The organism is Allosphingosinicella sp. (genome assembly GCF_036387215.1).
Lineage (GTDB): Bacteria > Pseudomonadota > Alphaproteobacteria > Sphingomonadales > Sphingomonadaceae > Allosphingosinicella.
The window spans coordinates 1-3,286 of record NZ_DASVUE010000442.1 but is presented as its reverse complement, the minus strand read 5'-3'; the positions used below and the strand labels follow the sequence as shown (position 1 = coordinate 3,286).

5 protein-coding genes are annotated in these 3,286 nt (G+C 68.3%); 1 reads left to right on the top strand and 4 read right to left on the bottom strand.

Annotated features, from left to right (window positions below; genetic code table 11):
- The coding region (locus VF662_RS16820) for an NAD(P)/FAD-dependent oxidoreductase (RefSeq protein WP_464143103.1) at window positions 1-415 on the top strand (415 nt) is incomplete at its 5' end.
- Here VF662_RS16820 and VF662_RS16815 read toward each other — a convergent pair.
- Genes VF662_RS16815 through VF662_RS16800 form a run of 4 tightly spaced genes read right to left on the bottom strand, consistent with a single transcriptional unit; the run spans window position 412 to window position 3,204 of the window.
- Window positions 412-1,203: a hydrolase 1, exosortase A system-associated gene (locus VF662_RS16815; RefSeq protein ID WP_464143102.1), complete on the bottom strand. Its 792-nt coding sequence runs from the start codon at window positions 1,201-1,203 to the stop codon at window positions 412-414. The two genes, VF662_RS16820 and VF662_RS16815, sit on opposite strands and share 4 nt — an antisense overlap.
- Window positions 1,188-1,889 (bottom strand): alpha/beta hydrolase family protein, encoded by a 702-nt coding sequence (locus tag VF662_RS16810; RefSeq protein ID WP_464143101.1) that lies wholly within the window; start codon window positions 1,887-1,889, stop codon window positions 1,188-1,190. The genes VF662_RS16815 and VF662_RS16810 overlap by 16 nt, the downstream gene beginning before the upstream one ends.
- Window positions 1,886-2,158, bottom strand: a complete 273-nt coding sequence (locus tag VF662_RS16805) for an acyl carrier protein (RefSeq protein WP_464143100.1) — start codon at window positions 2,156-2,158, stop codon at window positions 1,886-1,888. Before VF662_RS16805 ends, VF662_RS16810 begins: the two co-directional genes overlap by 4 nt.
- A 2-nt stretch (window positions 2,159-2,160) precedes the next feature.
- Window positions 2,161-3,204: a GNAT family N-acetyltransferase gene (locus VF662_RS16800; RefSeq protein WP_464143099.1), complete on the bottom strand. Its 1,044-nt coding sequence runs from the start codon at window positions 3,202-3,204 to the stop codon at window positions 2,161-2,163.
- Window positions 3,205-3,286: the final 82 nt, after the last annotated feature.

Sequence of the window (3,286 nt, the reverse complement as noted above, 5' to 3'; positions counted from 1 at the left end):
CGAGAAGATCCTGCAGGACCGGCTGTTCGCGCATCCGAACATCAACGTCCTCTGGAACAAGGAAGTGGTGCAGTTCGTGGGCGGCGGCGAGCCGGAAGGGCTGGTGGCGCTGGAGCTTCGCGATACCCGCACCGGCGAGATTTCGCGGCTCGACGCCGAGGGCGGTTTCGTCGCGATCGGCCATTCGCCGGCGACGGAGCTCTTCAAAGGCAAGCTCGCGCTCGACCGCGACGGCTATATCGAGGTCGAGACCGGCACCACGCGTACCAATATCGAGGGCGTATTCGCCTGCGGGGACGTGATGGACAAGACCTACCGGCAGGCGGTCACCGCCGCCGGCACCGGCTGCATGGCGGCATTGGATGCCGAAAAGTTCCTGGCCGAAGCCGAGTTCGAGGCTTCCGTCGCCGCTTAAGCCCTGAGGGCGCCGAGCACCGCCGCCAGCAAGGCTTCCGCATCGCCCGCCCGGGCGAAGGTGTGCGAGTCGCTTTCGATGTGGACCGGAGCCGGGCTCCGGCCGCGCACCCGGGTGAAGGCGTTGGAGCACCAGACGTCCTCGGCGGCGATCGCGGTGGCATCGCCCCGGGCAAGGAGCATCCGCACCGGCCGGGGGCTTGCGCCCAGGCTTGCGGCCACTTCGCCGGCGAGCGTGGCGGGAGCGGGCCTTGCGACCTTCATGATGCCCTTGAGCAGCTTGCGGTAGGAGACGCCGCCCCCGAGCAGGCGTTTCCAGCCGCTGAGGCTCATCAACTGCTGCCGGTAATGCTGCTTGATCGCGGCGGGCGGCGGAGCGCCGGCTTCGGCTTCGACGAACCAGGGATTGGCCAGGAGGAGGCGGTCGACGCCTGCCTCCGCCGCGAACAGGGCGAGGGCGGTTGCGCCGTCGCAAAGGCCGAAGCCGGCGATCCGCTCGAGCCCGGGGCATTCGGCGCGGAACGCCGCCGCAGCCGCCTTGAGATCGGGTCCGCTCACCTTGAAACCCGGATCGTCCCCCTCGCTGTCGCCTACGCCGCGGCGGTCGAAGCGGAAGCAGGGATAGCCCTCCGCGGCGAGCGCTGCCGCCAGCCGCTCGAACATGCGATGCGATCCGATGCGGGTCTGGCTGCCGCCGGTGACGATGAGGACGCCGGTGCTGCCGCGCGCCTCGTCCAGCGAGCCCGCCAGTGTCGCGCCTTCGCAGGTGAAGCTCAGGAGGCGGCGCATCTTGCCACCCAATCGTCGATATCCGAGGCACTTAGCGCCGCAAGCTCAGGCGCGTTGGCAGGTTCCGAGCGCCTCCACAAGGCCGTGCCTTCGAGCTTGCCGTCGGCTTCGTTGCGGTCGCTGTGCAGCCTTACGGTCCTGACCCGGCCGACCGTCTGCAGCTTGGCATCGGTAAGAGCGGCCAGCAGCCTCTCGCTGAGCCGGTAGCCGGCAAGATCGACGAAGGGCCCCTGCATCTGCTCGGGCTTCAGCATGCTCGCGCGGACCATGTCCCGTGCAAGCGATGCCCCCTCCACCGGAGCAAACCGCCAGCGGCAGCCCGCCTCCGCCGCCTCGTCCAGCAACGCGCCGCCACGGACGCTCGCCAGTGCCGCTGTTCGTCCGGCCACGCGCGAGACATGCTCGGCGGCGTCGCGAACGGCCGTCCGCCAGTCGCTCCAGCTGCAGGCCTCAAGCGCAAGGCTGCTCTCGCCCGTGCCGGGCAGGTCCGGGAGCCAGCAGCCGTAGCCGCGCCGCGCAAGCTCCCGCATAATCGTCGCGATGAAGGCGCGGGTGCGGTTCATCTCTTCGAAAAGCGGCGGAAGGAACAGGATCGGCACGCCCTCGGCCGGGCCGATCCGCATCAGCCACTCCTCGCGTCCTCCGGTGGCGTAGCGGCCGTAGGCGAGACCGCCGGCCGAACTCACCTCAGCGCCTTCGCCCGTGCGAAGGTGAGGAGCGCTCCGTAGCTTTCGAGCATGTCGGCATCGACCTCATGATCCTCGATCACGATCCCGAGACGATCCTCGAGTTCCGTCAGAAGCCCGGCCACGGCCATGGAGTCGAACTCCGGAAGCGCGCCAAAGAGCGGCGTCGCCTCCGTGAAGCCGCTCACCCGCTCCTCGGGCAGGCCGAGCACGTCCACCAGCACCGCCCGCAACGTGGCGTCCACATCCCCCGCATCCGTCAGCGCCACCGTCAATCCCCTTGCTCGTCGCGTTGCGGCGCCGCGTAGAGGCTTCGAACGCGCCGGACAAGCTTTGCGGCGACGGAGCGGCAGAGGCCGGCAAGCCCGCGGAGGCTCCTGAGATCGTAAGCCGTGAGCGCGTAGAGCGGAACCGCTTCCTCCATCCAGTCCCGCTTGTAGCCGTCGTCGCCTATGCCGAAGTCGATCGTCTCGACCTTGTCCTCGTCGATCGCGCGGCGGAACATCTCCATGCTGAGGATGGTGCCGGGCGACAGGTGCCTTGCATCCTCCCGGTAGGCGAGCTTGTGGATGGTCGCCACCTCATGCTCCACCGTCCAGAGCTGCGCTGCCACCGGCTGCCCCTCATGATAAGCGAGGCCGAGCCGGAGCGTGCCCGCAGCACCCTCGGCCTCGGCAAGCCGCCGCATCAGCGTGGGCGAGCCTTCGGCGGGCTTCCAGCTGGCGTTGTAGACGCTCTCATAATCCTCCCATGCCTTGGGGTCGAAGTCGTGGCGGACGACGAGATCGAGCTTCGCCGCCTTTGCACGGCGCTTGGCGGTGTTGCGCAGACGAGAGGGGCGGGAGGCCCAATAGTCCTCGAAGCTCATGCCGGCGGTGCGGATACGCCAGTTGATCGTCGCGGCGCTCCGGAGGGTCATCCAGCCCTGCTTCTTCAGGGCTGCGGGAAGGGGATCCTCCTCGTTCATCGGAGAGAGCGAAAGCTGCCCGATTCCGGCCTGCCGAAGACCTTCGCCGAGAGCCTGGACGGCGGCATCGCCGTCCGCACCGTCCACGACCGGGCCGTAGCGAAGGCTGTACCAGTTGGAGAGCGGGACGGCGCTGCCGCCGCTCGCCGCCATGAACAGCCAGGCGCTCGCCTTTCCGTTCCGGGCGCGCACGATAAGCGGCTTGCCCTTGGGCGGAGTGAAATCGTTGACGAGCCTGAACCAGTCGAGCCGGTCGAACATCACCGGCTGCGCGTCCCGCGTCAGTGCATCGCCGGCGTCGCGCGCCACCGCATCGAGATCGTCGAATAAAGCGATGTTAACGGCCACGCGGCTATTCCTCTTGATCGCGTCGCCAATAGTCCACACTCACTGATAGCCGGTTAATGAGGAGCAGAGGTGCAAGTCCCCG